The sequence below is a fragment of the Romboutsia sp. 1001216sp1 genome (genome assembly GCF_039841805.1).
GTDB classification, from domain to species: Bacteria; Bacillota; Clostridia; order Peptostreptococcales; family Peptostreptococcaceae; genus Romboutsia_C; species Romboutsia_C hominis.
Window position 1 is genome coordinate 220694 of record NZ_JBDPHA010000003.1, and the last position, 19439, is coordinate 240132.

Below are 19439 nucleotides of genomic sequence, written 5' to 3' on the forward strand. Positions count from 1 at the left end.
TCCCCTTTGTTTATTACTTTATAATCTTATATCTCTGTTAAATAATCCTAACAATTTCTCCCTGTCTTCACTTCTTAGTGTTTCTATTTTTTTCATATCCATTTTTGCTAAAAATTGAATTACATTTATATTTTCAAATGGAGTTTTTATATTTGTTTCTTTAGAATATTCTTGTACAAATGATTTACCTTTTTCTGTTTCTAAAATACGCTTTGGCCCTCCTACACATCCACCTATACATCCCATACCTTCAACAAAAGTTACATCGATGTCTTTATTTATAACTTTTTCAAGCCCTGCTTTGCAGTCTTTAGCTCCCTGAAAAGTAATAGCTTTAAAATTAGCTTTCGGATTTATTTTTTTTACACACTCTTCAATAGATTTACTTACCCCTCCTGCATGAGCATATATTCTTCCAAGAGCTGATGATTCTATTCTATTTTCTTCTACTTCTTTATCCGCTTCTATATCCAAAGCCTTAAATATCTCCTCTAATTCTTTAAATGTTAATACAAAATCTACTGCTCCTTTTATATCTTCTGCTATAGCTTCTTTCTTTTTGGCTACGCAAGGTCCAATAAAAACTACTTTAGCATCTTCGTTTAAAACCTTTATAATCCTTGCACAGGCAATCATAGGAGATACTGACTTAGATATGTTGTCTACAATTTCAGGGTAACTTGACTTTATTAAACTAATCCAAATCGGGCAACAGCAACTAGTTATAAAACATTCTTCTTTATTTTCTTTAATATGATTACAATAATCATAACTTTCTTTGACAGTAAGTATATCTGCTGCTAAAGCTACTTCTATCATGTCTTTGAAACCTACTTTTTTAAGAGCACTTCTTAGCTTACCAGGAGTTACATCATTTCCAAGTTGTCCTACAAATGATGGAGCTACAGTTGCGTACACAGGATGTTTTTTATCTTTTAGTAACTTTAAAATAGGTATGAATTGAATCTTATCAGATATTGCCCCTAAGCTACATTCTCTTATACATCCTCCACATGAATTACATGTATTGTCCTTATTACAATTAATATGCTTCTCTTTTACTAAACATTCCTTTCCATCTTCTTTGTTAACACAATGATTGCACACTTGAGAGATTACTGATATTATTGGTGTGCTTATTTCCTTTGTGCACATAGCTTTATTTAGCATTTCTTTTATTGTTTCATCTATTTTATCTATTGGATCTAGCCCCATAACTATTCTCATTAAATTTAATATGACCTCTTCCCCAAATTCATTATATACGCTTTTATCTAGCACTTTTTTAGGTATATTATCTATATCATCAAATTCCTCACTCCAAATAGCTTTTATAAGCTCATTAAAAAGCTTCATTTTATAAGTATCTAATATTTTCGTATTTAAATTAATTGATTCCATGAAAAATGCCTCCTTAAATACTATATAGGTAATATTTACGAAGGCACTAAATTTTATTTATTAAATTTGTAATTTGAATATATTAAATTAATCTCTAGATTCACTAGATCGTTTTAATATAATTTATATTGATTGTTACTATTAATAGTATGAAGTATTTCTGCTTCTTCTATTATCTTCCTTAGATGATAATTGAATACAGGACTTTTGCTTTCATCTAAATCCCATTCTATTTCTTCTATTTCATAGATATCTCTTAGAATTGTATAATTTTCTTTGCTTAAGTATAGTTTTTTATCTAATAATTCTATTGACTGTACATGGAAATATATCTCTCTACATATAATTATTGTTTCTTCTATTTTTTCTATATCTATATTATCTCTGCTATAATCTAGCTCATCTATCAACTTAGAATAAGAGCCTTCTACTTTCTTTATCTCTTTTTCTAGTTCTTTTATATTAAAACTTCCTTTTTTTAATATCTTAAGTTCTAGAAATTCTTTTGTTAATTTTTCTATAGATTGAAAATCATTTTTTGTAGTATCTAAATAGTCTGGTCTTGCTAATATATAATTAATAAATACCCCTACAACTACTCCTATTGAAGTATCTAACACTCTAAAGAATGAATACTCTGCGGGGCTAGAATTTATAACTCCAAGATGTATAGATAAAAAAGTTACACATGCAACAACTACTGCTTTATTGAGTTTAAACATATTGCATAGATATATTGTAATAATTACTCCAAGACCACAAAGTAATGCATCTCCTGGCTTAATTAGCACAATTAGAAAGCCTATTATACCTCCAAGTATCGTACCTTTTACTCTGTTAAATCCAGCTTTTAGCGAACCTTTAACTGTATCTTGCACTGATACTACACATGCTATGGTTGAGTAAAATGGATTTTGGACAATCATTGAACCTAATACAACACAAACAGCTACACTTAATCCTGTTTTAAAGGTCCTCATGCCGACTTTTTCTAATTTCAAAATTTTCCCTCCAATTTGTTATTTATTTATATTTAATAATTCTATTATTTCATTTTTTATATCATTTGGTAAGTCCTGCTCTAAATTTCTTTTTAATAATTCTTCATGTTTTATACCATTTTTAACTAAGTATTTTTTTATAATAGGTACTCTTCCTTTAGGATCTCCCATAACTAAATATGCTACAAACCAATCTTCTAGAGTGGTTATAGGTATAACTACTTTATCTAAATTTGTTAAATACTTTATAGACTTTTCATCTAGTATAAACTTGTATATAGATTTATTTTCTAACTCTATACTAAAGTCACCCATAAATTCTACTTCTACTCCATCTATATTATACCCAAAAAACTCTTTAGTTCTAAATGGATATTTAGATGGCAAATCTAGACTTTGACCTATATTATCCATAGCCTTTTTTATTTTTTGTGAATCTTTTGCCTCTATTAATATATCTATATCCCTTGGATTTTTTACTAATCCATTAAATTTTAGCATCATAGAACTACCTATAGCCCAAGTACAATCTAATTTATTTAATATCTCTGCAATTTTCTTTAAAATGTCCATATTTTTTAAACTCCTATCTTTATAATATATTTCTTATTAATCATGTTTATAATTAATCCTTATTATTTGTTTATTTTTTAGATTTATATTATAACATGAGAAATATTGATTTATTTTTATTACAAATAAAAAAGAGATATCCAAAAGGATACCTCTCTTTTTTATTCAATGAATTTGAAAAATCTATATTATTTATAACGATATAAGTTTAACTTATATTACACCTTGACTCATCATAGCATCTGCAACTTTTAAGAATCCAGCTATGTTAGCACCTACAACATAGTTTCCAGCATGACCATATTGTTCAGCAGCATTTTTAGATGCTTCAAATATGTTCTTCATTATTACTTGTAATTTTTCTTCAACTTCTTCAAATGTCCAAGATAATCTCATACTATTTTGAGACATTTCTAAAGCAGAAGTAGCAACTCCACCAGCATTTGCAGCTTTAGCAGGAGCAACTAATAATCCTTTTTCTAAGAAATAGTCAACAGCTTCATTTGTACAAGGCATGTTAGCTCCTTCTCCAATTACTTTAGTTCCATTTTCAACTAATATCTTAGCTGATTCTAAGTTTATATCATTTTGAGTAGCACAAGGCATAGCTATATCACACTTAACAGTCCATATTCCTTTTTGACCTTCAACGTATGTAGCACCTTCTTTTCTAGCTACATATTCTTTTATTCTCTTTCTTTCTACTTCTTTTATTTGCTTAACTATACTTAAATCTATACCATTTTCATCTACTATATATCCAGAAGAGTCACACATAGCTATTACTTTAGCTCCATGTTCCATAGCCTTTTGAGCTGCATATATTGCAACATTTCCTGAACCTGATATAACAACTCTCTTGCCTTCAAATGTATCTTTGTGATAGTTTAACATTTCGTTTACAAAGTATACAACTCCAAATCCAGTAGCTTCTTTTCTAGCTAAAGAACCTCCATAAGTTAATCCTTTACCAGTTAATACTCCAGCATCATAAGCATTTCTTATTCTCTTATATTGTCCAAATAGGAATCCTATTTCTCTAGCTCCAACTCCTATATCTCCAGCTGGTACGTCTATATCTTTACCTATGTGTCTATATAATTCAGTCATAAAACTTTGACAGAATCTCATTATCTCATTATCAGATTTTCCTTTAGGGTTGAAGTCAGATCCACCTTTTCCTCCTCCTATTGGTAATCCAGTTAAAGAATTTTTGAATATTTGTTCAAATCCTAAGAATTTTATTATACTTAAGTTAACAGATGGATGGAATCTAAGTCCACCTTTGTATGGTCCTATTGCACTGTTAAATTGTACTCTAAATCCTCTATTTACATGTACTTTTCCATTGTCATCAACCCAAGGCACTCTAAACATTATTTGTCTTTCTGGTTCAACTATTCTTTCTAATATACTTGCATCTATGTATTCTGGATGTTTTTCTAAAACACCTTCTAATGAATGTAAAACTTCTTCTATTGTTTGATGGAATTCTGGTTCTCCATTATTTCTAGCTTTTACATCATCGATAACTTTTTCTATTACTTCTTTAACATTGTTCCCCATTTTTATTAGCCCCCTTTGAAATTGAAAACATTTTCAATTAAATAGTACTCCACTATATCTATAATATCAACACCTTCTAATTTATTGAAATTTTCTGAATCTTCCTTAATTAGGACTATTTAAATTCCCATATAAAAATTATATATATTTTTTTGCTTCCTTTATCTATCTTGATTCTTAATTTGACTAATCTCTAAAATTTTTAATTTATAGCTTATTTGTAAATTAAATCATAAATTATCTCAAATTATAAATAGGATAAAGCTTTTACTTTATCCTATCTCAACCATTTCACCTTTTATAGCATATATTATTTTTTCACATACATTAGTGCTGTGATCACCTATTCTTTCTAAGTACCTTCCTACAAATAAAAGCCTTACTCCCTGATTTATAGTAGTTGAATTCTTATTCATAACTTCTAAGCAATCTACGTGTATTTGTTCGTATAAATTATCTATCTTGTCGTCCCTTTTTGCTATATCATAGCAAAGGTCTTCATCTTCATTTTCCAAAGCTTTATAAATATCATTAAGCATATCAGTACATATTTTAGCTGATTTTGGTATATCAATTAATTCCTTTATATAGGCTTCATCACCTATTTTTAAAGTTTCTTGTGCTATATTAACTGCATAATCTCCTATTCGTTCTAAATCAAGTGCTATATTTCCTAGAGCATATATATATCTTAAATCTTTTGCCATTGGTTGTTTTAATGCTATAAGTTCAATACTTCTATCTCTTATATATTCTCTTAGAGTATCTATCTCATCATCTTCTTTTATTACTTTTTTTGCTCCCTCTAAGTCTTTATTGATCATAGAGTTAATAGAATTATCTACTGCTTCCCTACACCTTTTTATCATTGCTAATGTGTAGTTTTTAAGTGTGTTTATACTTAACTCTAAACTTGTATCAACCATATATTTACTCCTTTTCTTATAAGTTTTATCCAAATCTTCCTGTTATATAATCTTCTGTACGCTTATCCGTTGGAGTTGTAAACATAGTTTTTGTGTCACTAAACTCTACTACTTCTCCAGTTAAGAAGAATGCTGTTTGGTCAGATACACGTGCCGCTTGCTGCATATTATGTGTAACTATTACTATAGTATATTCATCTTTTAAAGACTCTATTAACTCTTCTACCTTTGCTGTAGATATAGGATCTAGCGCTGATGTGGGCTCATCCATAAGTATTACTTCTGGTTTCATAGCTATTGTTCTTGCTATACATATACGTTGCTGTTGACCTCCAGATAGCCCTAGTGCAGATGATTTTAATCTATCTTTTACTTCATCCCAAATAGCTGCCCCTCTTAAGCTTTCTTCAACGATCTTGTCTAAAACTTTTCTATCTTTTATTCCATGTGTACGAGGTCCATAGGCTACATTATCATATATACTCATTGGGAATAAGTTTGGCTTTTGAAATACCATTCCTACCTTAGTACGTAATTTTATTACATCTTCACTTTTATATATATCTTCTCCATCTACCTCTATTTGTCCTTCTATTCTGACATTGTCTATTAAATCATTCATTCTATTTAAAGTTCTTAAAAATGTTGACTTACCACATCCAGAAGGACCTATTAATGCAGTAACCTTCCTTTCTTCTATATTCATATTTATTTTCTTTAATGCTTGATTATTTCCATAATATAAATCTAAATTTTTTATACTTATCTTTGTATTATTTAAACTCATCTTTTACACCTCGTAAAATTTCTTAGTAATTTGCTTTATTTAATTTCTTAGCCACTACTTTAGCTAATGTATTTAATATTAGTACCATTATTATTAACACAATTCCTATAGCTGCTGCTCCTTGTATATCTCCTTTTTCTTTTGTAAGTAAATATGCATGAACTGTTAATGTTCTAGCACTATCAAATATAGTTCCTGGCATTTGTGCAACTGTTCCTGCTGTTAATAATATAGCCGCTGATTCTCCGATAACACGACCCACTGATAATATAACTCCTGATAGTATCCCTGGTATTGCACTGGGAAGTACTACTTTATATAAGGTTTGGAACTTAGTTGAACCTAAAGCTAATGATGCTTCTCTATAACTTTGTGGTACTGTCTTTAAAGATTCCTCTGTTGTTCTTATTATTACTGGCAATATAATTATTGCTACTGTCAATGCCCCTGAAAGTATTGAGTACTTCATTCCTAAGGTAACTACAAAAAATATTCCCCCGAATAATCCATATATTATTGATGGTATACCTGCTAAACTCTCAGTCGCAAATCTTATTATTGTTACTAATCTTCCTTTTTTAGCATACTCTTGTAGATATATTGCTGATAATATACCTATTGGCGTTGCCACTATTATTGATAAAAGTACCATATAAACTGTGGATACTATCATCGGTAGTATTCCTCCACCACCCATTGGCGAATAATCACTAAATAAGAATGATGGATTTATTCCTTTTATACCTTGCATAAATATATATCCGACTATCACAATTAATGTTGTTACTGTAAATGCCGCAGATAAATAAACTGATGTTTTTAATATATTTTCTTTAAATTTTCTCATGCTAATCTACCGCCTTATTCGAAACTTTATTTAACACTATATTTAAGATTAATATAAACGTGAATAATACAACTCCTGTTGCAAACAACATTTCTTGATGTGTCCCAAATGCATATCCCATCTCTAACGCTATGTTTGTAGTAAGTGGTCTTACACTATCCATTAGAGATGATGGCATTACTGGAGAGTTACCTGCAACAAGTATTACTGCCATAGTTTCACCTAATGCTCTACCTATTCCAAGTATAACTGCTGCTAATATTCCTGACTTTGCAGCTGGTAATACAACTTTAAATATTGTCTCTATATTCGATGCACCTAATGCTAATGAACCTTCTTTATATGCTTTTGGTACTGCTCTTATTGCTGTTTCAGATACCGATATAATAGTAGGTAACATCATAATTGCTAAAACTATTATCACCGCCAATAAACTTTGACCTTTTGGTAAATTAAATATGTTTTGTATTGCTGGTACTATAACTGCTAAACCAAATATTCCATATAAAACTGATGGTATACCTGCTAATAGCTCAACTGCTGGAGATATTATTTTAGCTAATTTTTTTGGAGCTAGTTCAGCTATAAATACTGCCGTAAGTATACCTACTGGTACTCCTATTATTAAAGCTCCTGTCGTTGCAATTAATGATGCAACTACCATTGATGAAATTCCAAATTTATCTGCACTTGGTATCCATTTACTTCCAGTTATAAATTCTATAAATGAATAATCTTTAAATAAAAATGGTGTTAAACCTTTATAGAATACAAATCCTATTATTAAAAGTAAACTTGCAACTGCTATTAATGCACTTATCATAAATACGTTCTTAGATATTTTCTCTGCTATATATTTATTCTTGTTGTTGCTATTTTTATTGTCTCTTTGTTCTATGCTTACTATACGAGACTTAACTAACATAAAAATCCTCCTCAAAAATCCTCAATATATTTCTTATTCATTATTTTTTATTATTCCTTACACACATATAGTATTATTTCTAGGTTAAATCCATATTAGATTTCCGTTAACTTGAAGTAAAATAAAAGGCATTTTTTTAACATAGATTTTACTTTTTATATTTTCGTTAAATTTATGTAAAAATTTGCTTAATTTCACCAATGATATATTAGTACACTTACTATGAATACGTCTGTTACTCAATTTGGCAATTTAAAATTAGAAATTTTCATAGATCAGATAATTTCCAATCACTTAGCATATTAAAATAGAAAAAAGACACATAACTATATGTGCCTTTTTTCTTAAAATAATGAGGATATTTATTTTATGCTTATAAGCCCTTCACCTTCTACTATTTTCTGACCTTCTTCACTTAATATGAACTCTACAAATTCATTTCCTTTTTCAGTAATATTTTCTTCTTTACTAACTAGTAAAAATGGTCTAGCTAGAGGATATTTCTTATCCTTAACATTTTCTACTGTTAATTCTTGTCCTTCTACTGTCAATTGTTTTACTTTATCATCAACATATGAAGATGATATATATCCTATTGCATTTTCATTACCTTCTACTGTAGATTTTATATTTCCTGATCCATCACTTATTTGTGCATCTTGAGTTAACTCATCTGCTTCAAATCCAACTATTTCCTCAAAAGCCCCTCTAGTTCCTGATCCATCTTCTCTTGATACTACTACTATTGGAGCATCTTTTCCTCCAACTTCTTTCCAGTTATTTATCTTCCCTGTGTATATATCCTTTATTTGCTCAATACTTAAATCTTTTACTTCATTTGATTTATTAGTAATTACTGCTATAGCATCTAATGCTATTTCAGTTTCCTTTAATCCTGCTTGCTTTTCTTCATCCTTTAAATCTCTAGATGCCATACCTATTTGAGATGTTCCATCTATTGCATTTTTTATACCTGCTGAAGATCCCAATTGCTGAACTTCTATAGATACACCTTCATTCTTACTTTGAAAATCTTGTGCTAGTATCTCTACTACTGGCCCTACTGAAGTTGAACCTGACATTGTAATCTTATCTCCATTTGATTCCGAGCTTGACCCACATCCTACTGCTAAACTTCCTACTAATATTGTACTTGATAATAAAACTGCTATTTTTTTCTTGAACATAATATTCCCTCCATAGGTATTTGATAATTTACTTTAATTTTTATTCATATTTATGCTACAATTCTTTGTTTATTTTGCTTTTCTTTATACTTTAATATTACAGTTATTTTGTTAAGTAAATATTATGAACAAGTTAAAGGGATGTAAATTATGTTAAGAAAAAGTAAAATTCAATATAGTTCATTTCACCAACAACATGACTTTAAATTCGCCTTAAGCGATGCTTCCACGAAACACTTAAATATATATTGCTCAAACTATAAAAAGGCTTAAAGTTATTAATAACTTAAGCCTTTTTAATGTTCTGTTTTATCCTTTATATTCTTTTTCTAATTTATCAACTAGCCCTTTGAATATTTGTAGAGCTTCTTCAACAGATTCTTTTTTCTCCATGTCTACTCCAGCTTTTCTTAGTTGATCTAATGGATATTCAGACCCTCCACTCTTTAAAAATTCTATATATCTTTCTACTGCTGGCTTACCTTCTTCAAGTATTTGTTTACTTAAAGCACTTGCCGCTGAGAATCCTGTTGCATATTTATATACATAGAAGTTTGAATAAAAATGAGGTATTCTAGCCCACTCTAATCCTATTTGCTCATCAACCACACAAGATTCTTTGTAGTATTTCTCATTTAATTTATAATATATATCAGTAAACTCTTTTGCCGTTAATGGCTCTCCACTTTCAACACTTTCATGAGTTATTTTTTCAAATTCAGCAAACATAGTCTGTCTATATACAGTTGTTCTAAATTGCTCTAAGTAATAATTTAGAAGATATAATGTTTCTTCCTTAGACTTAGAATTTTCTAATAAATAGTTTATTAATAATAGCTCATTTAGAGTAGATGCAACTTCTGCTACGAATATTTTGTAGCTTGAATATATATATGGCTGAGTAGTTCTTGAGTAGTAACTATGCATAGAGTGACCTAATTCATGTATTAACGTAAATAAAGAATTTAAATCATCTTTATAACTCATTAATATGTATGGATGAGAATCGTAACTACCCCAAGAATACGCTCCACCTTGCTTACCTTCATTCTCATATACATCTATCCATCTTTCATCAAAGGCTCTTTGTATTAGCTTTAAGTATTCATCTCCTAATGGTTTTAAAGCATTTAATATTATTTCCTTAGCCTCTTCATAAGTTATCTTCATATCAAATTTGTCAGTTAAAGGAACATATAAATCATACATATGTATTTCTTCTAATCCTAAAAACATTTTCTTTAGATCTACATATTTATTTAGTGTTGGTAAACTTTCATCTACAGCTTTTATAAGATTATTATATACATCCACACTTATATCATCCTGGAATAATGATGCCTCTAGTGCTGATTTGTATTTTCTTATTTTAGAGTAGAATATTTCTGACTTTATGCCTCCATATAACGTTGATGCAAATGTATTTTTATATTTACCATATACTAAGTACATAGCTTCAAAAGCATCTTTTCTAACTCTAGGATTCTTACTCTTTAAAAATACAGAGTAATTAGAGTGTGTAAGTTTAACCTTATTACCTTCTTCATCTTCTATTTCTGGAAATTCTAAGTCTGCAAAAGAAAACATATCATATACATCTTCTGATACTTTAGTTATGTCAGATGCTGCAGCTAATATTTCTTCTTCTGATTCACTTAATGTATGTGGCTTTTCTCTTAAAATTTCTTTTATATGTTTTTCATAGAAAGATAATTTTTCATCCTTCATAAATTCTTTTAACTTCTCCTCTTCTATGGCTATTATTTCAGGTACCATATAAGATGTAGCTGTAGATAATTCAGTAGCTAACATATCTGTTTTTGTAGCTAAACCTTGATTTTCATTTATTCTTGTATCCTCATGTTGCTTCATATGAGTATATACATATAAGTTTTGTAAAAGTCTTGATGCTTGTTCTGATATATTTAGTGCGTTATATAAATTCTCAAAACTCTCTGCTAGCTTTCCTTTGTATTCTTTAGCCTTTTGTATAAGTTCTTTAACCTTACTTATGTCTTTTTCTACTTCATCTTTATTCTTATACATCTGCTCTAAATTCCATTTGAATTTATCTTCTATTTTACTTCTATCTAATCCCATAGCTTTTCTCCTTTAATATATTAATTTTTATCTAGAGTTTATGGTTCTTAAATCTAATATTCTTATTACACTATTAATGTAAAAATTTTTATACTAATATTTTGAGTAAATATTACCTAATATATACTATAAAACAGATACTAATATAGCACCTTCAGATGTGAACGTTCCCATTATAGGACCTATCTCTGCTATTAATACTTCTTTGAAGTTTAGATTTCCTTCTACTATGCTCTTTATTTTTTCTGCTTTATCTATACAATTAGCATGACCTATTATAACTGTTTTTTCATCTTGGTGTCCTACATTGTTTTCTACATACTCTAAGGCTTTTTTTATACTATTACTTCCGCCTCTTGCTTTGTCTATAGGTTTAACAAGACCATCTTCTATTTTTATTATAACTTTAAAGTTTAATGCATTTATTATCTTTCCAGCAACTTTGTTTATTCTACCACCTTTTATTGCATTTTCTAATGTTTCTAAAGCTCCAAAGAATACAATTTCTTCTTTGTATCTTTCTATGTGCTCTAGTATTTCATCCATATTTTTACCAGCATCTATAAGTTCGCTGCATTTTAATATCATTGATGCAACCCCAATAGACCCACTTGCACTATCTATAACTTCAATTCTTTTATATGGATTTTCTTCTAAGTACATTTCTTTAGCTAAAACAGCATTATTATAAGTGCTAGATAGCTTAGAAGTTAATGTAAATACTAAAAGCTCTTCATCATCACCTTTATAAAGCTCTAAAAATCTATCTGGAGATGGACTTGAAGTTTTAGGTAATTCTTTACTTTCTTTCATTTTTTTATAGAAAGTTTCAGAATCTATATCAATTCCCCCTATATAACTCTCTTCTCCAAAAGCTACATTTATTCCTACTACATCTGGTCTTGCTCTATCTAATACTTCCTGTGGAAAATCGCATGATCCATCTGTTATTATTCTTATTTTTTTTGTCAATTTATACACCTCAACCTAAATTTTTAATTATACTTATTCTATATTATTTTAGTGTAAATAATCTACACTTATTATATTTTTTAACATATTCAATTCTTTTACTAACTCATCTACTATTATTCTTCTATCATGAACTAGAAAAAAGCTCAATTTCCAAAGGGATTCTCCCTCAGCTTCTATATCAATACTTTTAACTTCTATTTGAGATTTTTTAAAGATTGAATATAGCATAGATATACTTCCCATGTTATCTATAACAACATTAAAAATAGTATATTTTTTTCTAAAAAGTATTTTGTCTATATTCTTCAATATGTATAGTGTTATCATAACAAATAGCCAAGCACTTATACTTAAGACATAATATCCATACCCTATTGTTATACCAATACATGCAGTTGCCCATATACCTGCGGCAGTCGTTAATCCTCTTATTCCATTTGAGGTTTTTAGTATAGCACCTGCACCTAAAAAACCAATTCCTGATAATACCTGTGCAGTTAATCTTGCAGGATCAACATTAGCATATTCTCTATAATCAAAAAATAAATACAAAGATGTTATTGCTGTTATACATGAGCCAACAGATACTAAGATGTGTGTTCTAAATCCTGCAAATTGATGTGACTTTTCTCTTTCAAGCCCTGTTAACCCCCCTATAACTAACGCTATAAGTAACCTCAAAATCACTTCTTTATGGTCTGCCACTCAAATCCCCCCCTATTTCATATAAACAATATATAAGAAATATTTATACTCTAAAAATCTCCTCTATATTCATTATCGTTGTGTAATATATTTATATGTGTCGGGTAAGCTATTCGTACTTTGTTATTTCTAAATACAATAAGTATCTGTAATTTAGTATCTCTAAGTGCATTAAAATACTTATAAGAATATACTATACCTGTTATTGTATATTTTGCTCCCACTGGACTATCTTCTATATCTGTTACTCCATATACATTAAAAGGACCTTTAGGTTTACCTGATGGTAATTTAAATAGATAATTTTTATATTGTTCATTCATTATATTGCATACTTCTTCTAAAGATTCTAGCACCTTCATTGGATCCTCTTCATAAGGTACCCTTACATGTACTACAACCCTCATTCTCTCCTTGCTAAAATTTCTTATGCTACTTATACTACCATTTGGAATAGTAATTCTTTTTAAATCCCAATCCCTTAAACTAGTGCTTCTAACTCCTATTTCTTCTATAGTTCCTCTAAAAGTTTCATTTATTATTACAAAATCTCCTACTTGCATTTGCTTTTCAAATAATACAAAAAATCCATTAAATATATCTTTTAATATACTTTGAGATGCAACCCCTGCTAGTATACCTACTATACTAGCACCAGTAACTAATGTCCCAAATTTAGTTATATCCACTATTTGAAATTCTCTTAATATGAGAACTGTACTTGTCAAGAATATGATGTAATAAGAAATTGATGATAATACGCTACAAAGGGTATTTTCGTATCTTACATCAAATTTAGTTATTTTACATATCTTGTTAAGACTATATTGTATAAGTTTCAATATTGAATATGATGCTGCTATAATTGCTATTGATCTTAAAAAACTACCTATCATAATAAATATCATCCTTACAAATTAATTTTGTTATTAAATCATATAATTATTTAATATTCTCACTTTGTACTAAACATATACAATATTAAGGATGAACATATGATTTTTGAGTATAAAAAAACCCACTTTAATGTGGGTTACTTATTACTCAAATTCATATACTTATTTATTAATATATCTATCTTATTACTCGTATCGACTATCTCTTCTTTAAATATCTCTGGATATTCTATATAAGTATTAATCTCATCTCTTAGTGCTTCTATTTCTTTTTTTAATGCTTCTAACTCACCATTAGCCATATCATCACCACTATTACAAATTTATATAATTTCAATTATATAATAACAAATAAAACCATTATTTGTCAATATTATAGCGGTAAAACGTTATTTTTTAACCAATTTAATTTTATTTCATCAGTTTTCTTACTGTACGAAAATATTTATTCTTAAATATTAGTTATTAGTTGACAATCAAAATCATTATTGATACAATTTAAGTGATAATGAATTTCATTAGGAGGTATAAAAATGACTGTTTACGATTTAAAAGTAGGTCAAAGAGGTACTATTAATAATATAAATGGAAACGAAAAATTAGCTAAGAGATTATTAGCTTTAGGATGTATAAATAATACGGAAATAGAAGTAAAAAAAGTTGCTCCTTTAGGAGACCCTATAGTAGTTAGATTTAGAGGATTAGATCTTGCTATAAGAAAATCTGACGCTAAAAACATTACATTAAAATAAGGAAGTGATAAAATGATTAACGTTGCGTTACTTGGAAACCCTAACGTTGGTAAAACTACGGTTTTCAATCTGCTTACAGGTGCTAACCAACACGTTGGTAACTGGCCTGGAGTTACTATAGATAAAAAAGAAGGTATTTTAGAAAAAGATATTAATATAGTAGACTTACCTGGTATTTATGCTATGGATACTTTCTCTAATGAAGAAAAAGTATCAAAGAGATTTTTAGAAGAAGGAAATGTAGATGTTATAGTAAATGTAGTTGATGCATCTAGTTTATCTAGAAACCTTTACTTAACAACTCAACTTATGGAATTTAAAAAGCCTATAATACTTCTTCTTAATATGGTGGATGTAGCTGAGGCTAAAGGAATTCATATAGATGTGGATAAACTATCTAGAGAACTTAATATGACAGTAATTCCTATAATAGCTAAAAAGAAAGAAGGAACTGATAAAATAGCTCCTGCTATAAGAAAAGTCGCTAACAATAAACCTAATTATAAGACTAATTTCGGATCTGAAAGTGAAACTTATAAAGAAATAGAAGATATATTAAGTAGATGTTGTAATCTACCTCATAACAATAAAAAAACTATCACTGATAAAATAGATAAGTTTGTATTAAATCCTGTTTTAGCTTACCCTATATTTATAGCCGCACTAATGTTATTATTCAAATTTACATTTGATTGGGTTGGAGGTCCTTTACAAGAAGGATTAGGTGGTTTAATAGAAACATATGTAGCAGGCCCTGCTGATGTTTTATTAGCTAATGCTAGTCCTTGGTTTAGATCATTAATTATAGACGGTATAATTGGTGGTGTTGGAGGTACTTTACCTTTCTTCCCTCTAGTATTTGCTTTATTCTTTGGTATGTCATTCTTAGAAGACAGTGGTTATATGTCAAGAACAGCTTTCTTAATGGATAACATAATGAGAAAAGTTGGCCTATCTGGTAAAGCATTTATACCTATGGTTATGGGATTTGGATGTTCTTCTCCTGCTATAATGGCAACTAGAACATTAGAAAGCGAAAAAGATAGAAAAGTAACAGCGCTTATAGCTCCACTTATGACTTGTAGTGCTAGATTACCTATATATGCATTATTTGTTGGTATATTCTTCCCTAAAAATGCTGCATTAGTTACTTTATCTCTTTATTTATTAGGAATTGTAGTAGCTATAATAATAGCTTTTATATTAAATAAAACTGCTTTTAATGCAGAAGTTGAACCTTTTATACTAGAACTTCCTGAGTATAAATTACCTACTATAGGTTCTTTATTTAAAAATGCTTGGAGTAAATCAAAAGGATTCTTAACTAAAGTAATTACTGTTATGTTTGCAATGTCAGTTGTAATTTGGGTTTTATCATCATTTAACTTCAGTGGATATACACCAGATTTAAATAACAGTTTCTTAGCTTATGCAGGACATTTAATAGCTCCTATATTTGCACCATTAGGATTTGGTGATTGGAAAGCTGCTGTATCTATACTTACAGGTCTTGGAGCTAAAGAAATAGTTGTTAATACTATGGGTGTACTTTATGGTGATTTAAAGGTTGTTTTACCAACAGTATTCACTGCCCTTAGTGCATATGGATTCTTAGTGTTTACATCATTATATACTCCTTGTATTGCAGCTCTTGCTACAATGAAAAAAGAGTACGGAAGCAAAATGATGTGGATATCATTTATATATCAATTTGTAATTGCATGGATTGGTGCATTTATAGTTAGAATAATCGGAGGAACTTTATTTGCAGTAGAATCTGGTAGCTCAATTGCGGAACTTGCAGTTGGTGGATTAATAATAGCTATATCAGTTATATTCATATTTAGAAAGTTTACTTCTAAAAATGTATCTTCTGGTTGTAGTGGATGCTCTGGATGCGCTAGTAGCGGATCTTGTCCATCACAAGTTAAAAGTAAAGCTAAATAGAAATTAAATATAATTTAGTATAAAAATATAAAGGGTGAATCTTAGATTCACCCTTTATTTATTAAAAATTAACTTGTAATTTTACTTCTTTTCCACCTCTATTTACTGTAATTTCAGATTTATCCCCTAAAGAATATTGATATAAAGCTTTATTTAAATCTGACATTGTACTTACTTTATCATTTCCAACTTTAACAATAACATCTCCTGCTTGTATACCTGCCTTTTTAGCTGCACTGTTGTCCATAACTTCTACTACATATACGCCATCTTCTGCTGCTAAATCAGTTCCTGTTGATGCTTCAAACATTTGTAAGTCTGCTCCACTTATTCCTAAAGTAACTTTTTCAAAGTTACCATTTTTTATTATTTGTTCTACTATTGGTTTTGCTGTATTTATAGGTATTGCAAATCCTAAACCTTCTGCCTGTGATGCCTTAGCTGTGTTTATACCTATTACTTGACCTTTTTCATTTAATAATGGTCCTCCACTATTTCCTGGATTTATACTAGCATCTGTTTGCATAAGCCCTGTCATGTTAGATTTTTCTGTTTTGATAGTTCTATCTAATCCACTTATTATACCTTGTGTAACACTCTTTTGGAACTCAAGACCTAATGGATTACCTATAGCTATTGATATATCTCCAGTTCTAACATCATCACTATTTCCTAATTCTGCTGGAGTTAACCCTTTTTTATCTACCTTAACCATTGCTAAATCTAAATTAGAGTCATTCCATAATACTTTTCCTTGTGATGTAGATCCATCATTGAAAAGTACATTAACATCTGATGCTTTACCATCTGAAACAACATGCGAATTTGTTAATATGTATCCATTTGCATCAACTATTACACCTGTACCAACCCCTTGGCTTTGTGTAGGTATAGCAAAAATATTATTATTATCTATCGTTGTTGTTGTAATTCCTACTACTGATGGCATTGCTTTATCAGTTACGGCATGATACACATTTTGACTTTTTCCCTTATTATTCACAACTATTTGTGTAGAATTTTCTTTTGTTGAACTTACTAAGTTATTTTTCATCAATACTACTGTGAATAAACTACTTAATACCCCAGTTATTATACAAACTATTACTATCAATCCTATGCCTTTCTTATTTGACATATAAATACCTCCCATATATTAATCATAATATTTAGTTTTTACTTACTTTATATTGTTTATACTTTTAACTCTATAATATTCTTAATACCTATATACTTTCGATTCAATAGATAAAAAGAAATCATCAGCAGATAGATAACTATTTACTGATGATTTTATTATATTACTATATTCTTAACTTAACCTTAACTGATTAAAGTCTTTTTTCTAATTCTTCTTTTTCTTTTTCAAATCCTGGCTTGCCTAAAAGAGCAAACATATTTTTCTTATATGCTTCAACTCCTGGTTGATTAAATGGATTTACCCCTAATAAGTATCCACTTAATGCACATGCCTTTTCAAAGAAGTAAACAAGATATCCAAAGTTATATTCATCTAATTGAGGTATGTTTATTATTAAGTTAGGAACTTGTCCATCTGTATGAGCAAGCATTGTACCTTCAAACGCTTTTTTATTAACAAAGTCTACTGTTTTACCTGCTAGATAATTTAATCCATCTAAATCTACATCAGCTTCTTCTATAGTTATATTTCTCTTTGACTTTTCTACATTAAGAACAGTTTCAAATAATATTCTTTTTCCTTCTTGAATATATTGACCCATTGAGTGTAAATCTGTTGAAAAGTCTACTGATGCTGGGAATATTCCTTTGTTATCTTTTCCTTCACTTTCTCCATATAATTGCTTCCACCACTCAGCTACATAATGTAATTGTGGCTCATAGTTAACTAGCATTTCTACATCTTTGCCTTTTCTATGTAAAATATTTCTGACAACTGCATACTGATAACTGTAGTTAGTTTTTAAATCTGATGCTTTAAACTCTTGTGATGCATCTTGAGCACCCTTCATCATTGCATCTATATCAAGACCTGCACAAGCTATAGGTAATAATCCTACTGGTGTTAATACAGAGAAACGACCACCCACATCATCAGGTATTATAAATGTTTCGTATCCTTCTTCATTTGCTAATTGTCTTAAAGCACCTTTTTTAGCATCTGTTGTTGCATATATTCTTTTACTTGCTTCTTCTTTTCCATATTTCTTTTCTAAGAAATCTTTAAATATTCTAAATGCAATAGCAGGCTCTGTTGTTGTACCTGATTTTGATATTACATTTATAGATACATCTTTATCTTTTATAACATCTAATAAGTCCATCATATATGTTGAACTTATATTATTACCTACATAATATATTTGAGGAGATTTTCTATCTTCTCTTTCTAAATTGTTTCTAAAAGAATGACTTACCATTTCAATTGCTGCTCTAGCTCCAAGGTAAGAACCCCCTATACCTATAACTAGTAACACATCTGAATCTGACGTTATCTTGTTGGCTGCTTTTTTTATTCTAGAAAACTCTTCTTTATCATAATTATTTGGAAGTTCTACCCATCCTAAAAAATCATTTCCTAATCCAGTTTTTTCATGTATCATACAGTGTGCTGCATCTACATACGTTTGCATACAATCGATTTCATGTTGTTTAAAAAAACCTAGTGCCTTACTATAATCAAACTTTATAGTTCCCATAAACGTACCTCTCTTCTTTTTTAGTATAATGAAATTATAACATAAAATATAGGTTACTTTAACAAAAAAATAACAAGTAAATTATTTATTCATATACATATTATAATCATATTTTACAATCTTAGTATAATCTCTATTTATTCATTATTTATACTATTATATTTATATATTTT

General features: G+C 29.1%; 18 protein-coding genes. 2 read left to right on the forward strand and 16 right to left on the reverse strand.

The window, feature by feature from the left end; translation table 11 throughout:
- Positions 1 to 18: 18 nt before the first annotated feature.
- The 14 genes from ABHC41_RS05365 to ABHC41_RS05430 all read right to left on the reverse strand — a co-directional run bounded on the left by ABHC41_RS05365 (position 19) and on the right by ABHC41_RS05430 (position 14191).
- Positions 19 to 1401 (reverse strand): [Fe-Fe] hydrogenase large subunit C-terminal domain-containing protein, encoded by a 1383-nt coding sequence (locus ABHC41_RS05365; RefSeq protein WP_166504711.1) that lies wholly within the window; start codon positions 1399 to 1401, stop codon positions 19 to 21.
- Positions 1402 to 1514: 113 nt separating this feature from the next.
- Entirely contained in the window at positions 1515 to 2402 is an 888-nt protein-coding gene (locus ABHC41_RS05370) for an aromatic acid exporter family protein (RefSeq protein ID WP_195238056.1), read from the reverse strand.
- Between the two features lie 18 nt (positions 2403 to 2420).
- Positions 2421 to 2975: a hypothetical protein gene (locus ABHC41_RS05375; RefSeq protein WP_195238058.1), complete on the reverse strand. Its 555-nt coding sequence runs from the start codon at positions 2973 to 2975 to the stop codon at positions 2421 to 2423.
- Between the two features lie 213 nt (positions 2976 to 3188).
- Positions 3189 to 4541 (reverse strand): NADP-specific glutamate dehydrogenase, encoded by a 1353-nt coding sequence (gene gdhA / locus ABHC41_RS05380; RefSeq protein WP_092922447.1) that lies wholly within the window; start codon positions 4539 to 4541, stop codon positions 3189 to 3191.
- A gap of 272 nt (positions 4542 to 4813) precedes the next feature.
- Positions 4814 to 5467, reverse strand: coding sequence for a phosphate signaling complex protein PhoU (gene phoU / locus ABHC41_RS05385; protein WP_092922444.1), 654 nt, complete (start codon positions 5465 to 5467; stop codon positions 4814 to 4816).
- A gap of 25 nt (positions 5468 to 5492) precedes the next feature.
- Entirely contained in the window at positions 5493 to 6254 is a 762-nt protein-coding gene (gene pstB, locus ABHC41_RS05390; protein WP_166504706.1) for a phosphate ABC transporter ATP-binding protein PstB, read from the reverse strand.
- A gap of 22 nt (positions 6255 to 6276) precedes the next feature.
- The gene (pstA, locus tag ABHC41_RS05395; protein WP_092922438.1) at positions 6277 to 7101 is read right to left on the reverse strand and encodes a phosphate ABC transporter permease PstA; all 825 of its coding nucleotides are present in this window, start codon (positions 7099 to 7101) and stop codon (positions 6277 to 6279) included.
- Position 7102: 1 nt separating this feature from the next.
- Positions 7103 to 8026, reverse strand: coding sequence for a phosphate ABC transporter permease subunit PstC (gene pstC, locus ABHC41_RS05400; protein WP_166504705.1), 924 nt, complete (start codon positions 8024 to 8026; stop codon positions 7103 to 7105).
- A 362-nt stretch (positions 8027 to 8388) separates the two neighbouring features.
- A complete protein-coding gene (locus tag ABHC41_RS05405; protein ID WP_195238060.1) occupies positions 8389 to 9213 on the reverse strand; it encodes a phosphate ABC transporter substrate-binding protein in 825 nt (274 codons plus the stop codon).
- A 309-nt stretch (positions 9214 to 9522) separates the two neighbouring features.
- Entirely contained in the window at positions 9523 to 11313 is a 1791-nt protein-coding gene (pepF, locus tag ABHC41_RS05410) for an oligoendopeptidase F (RefSeq protein WP_092922429.1), read from the reverse strand.
- Between the two features lie 126 nt (positions 11314 to 11439).
- Entirely contained in the window at positions 11440 to 12285 is an 846-nt protein-coding gene (locus ABHC41_RS05415) for a DegV family protein (RefSeq protein WP_195238062.1), read from the reverse strand.
- A gap of 48 nt (positions 12286 to 12333) precedes the next feature.
- Positions 12334 to 12993: an MgtC/SapB family protein gene (locus ABHC41_RS05420; protein ID WP_092922423.1), complete on the reverse strand. Its 660-nt coding sequence runs from the start codon at positions 12991 to 12993 to the stop codon at positions 12334 to 12336.
- Positions 12994 to 13043: 50 nt separating this feature from the next.
- Positions 13044 to 13889, reverse strand: a complete 846-nt coding sequence (locus ABHC41_RS05425; RefSeq protein ID WP_166504701.1) for a mechanosensitive ion channel family protein — start codon at positions 13887 to 13889, stop codon at positions 13044 to 13046.
- 137 nt (positions 13890 to 14026) lie between these two features.
- The gene (locus ABHC41_RS05430) at positions 14027 to 14191 is read right to left on the reverse strand and encodes an aspartyl-phosphate phosphatase Spo0E family protein (protein ID WP_092922417.1); all 165 of its coding nucleotides are present in this window, start codon (positions 14189 to 14191) and stop codon (positions 14027 to 14029) included.
- A 231-nt stretch (positions 14192 to 14422) separates the two neighbouring features.
- Here ABHC41_RS05430 and ABHC41_RS05435 point away from each other — a divergent pair, with 231 nt between their 5' ends.
- Entirely contained in the window at positions 14423 to 14641 is a 219-nt protein-coding gene (locus ABHC41_RS05435; RefSeq protein ID WP_166504700.1) for a ferrous iron transport protein A, read from the forward strand.
- A gap of 12 nt (positions 14642 to 14653) precedes the next feature.
- Positions 14654 to 16588, forward strand: a complete 1935-nt coding sequence (gene feoB, locus ABHC41_RS05440; RefSeq protein ID WP_271893333.1) for a ferrous iron transport protein B — start codon at positions 14654 to 14656, stop codon at positions 16586 to 16588.
- Between the two features lie 61 nt (positions 16589 to 16649).
- On the opposite strand, the gene ABHC41_RS05445 is transcribed toward feoB, so the two are convergent.
- A complete protein-coding gene (locus ABHC41_RS05445; RefSeq protein ID WP_092922408.1) occupies positions 16650 to 17726 on the reverse strand; it encodes a trypsin-like peptidase domain-containing protein in 1077 nt (358 codons plus the stop codon).
- Between the two features lie 193 nt (positions 17727 to 17919).
- A complete protein-coding gene (locus tag ABHC41_RS05450) occupies positions 17920 to 19266 on the reverse strand; it encodes a glucose-6-phosphate isomerase (RefSeq protein WP_271893336.1) in 1347 nt (448 codons plus the stop codon).
- Positions 19267 to 19439 lie beyond the last annotated feature (173 nt).